Genomic DNA, 274 nt, shown 5'->3' with positions numbered 1-274 from the left:
GGGTCGCGCGAGATCGCGTCGAACGTGTCGGCCTGCGCGCTGAAGGCGTGCGCGAAGTTCTTCGAGACCGGCGCCACGACGCGGGCGGCGTCGTTGAGCTCCTTGAAGAAGCCCGGCAGGTCGGTCTGGACGTCGGAGAGGTTGCGCAGGACCGGCGCCACGACGCCGAGGAAGTCGGGCAGGCGCTGGATCGTGCGGTTGAGGTCGCCGCCGCGGCCCGCGAACGCGCCGCCGAAGCCGAACAGGCTGCCCTTGACGCCCTCGCGGGTCTTCG

General features: G+C 71.9%; 1 protein-coding gene. It reads right to left on the bottom strand.

Annotated elements, in window-relative coordinates:
• Positions 1-274, bottom strand: a 274-nt coding sequence (locus SAZ04_RS22040; RefSeq protein ID WP_332699722.1) for a hypothetical protein, incomplete at both ends; no start/stop codon positions are given.

Origin of the sequence: Halalkalibacter lacteus, from assembly GCF_036663595.1 — a bacterium.
GTDB lineage: Bacteria > Bacillota > Bacilli > Bacillales > Bacillaceae_D > Halalkalibacter > Halalkalibacter lacteus.
The sequence above is the reverse complement of the archived record's forward strand: the minus strand, read 5'-3'. Positions and strand labels throughout refer to the sequence as shown.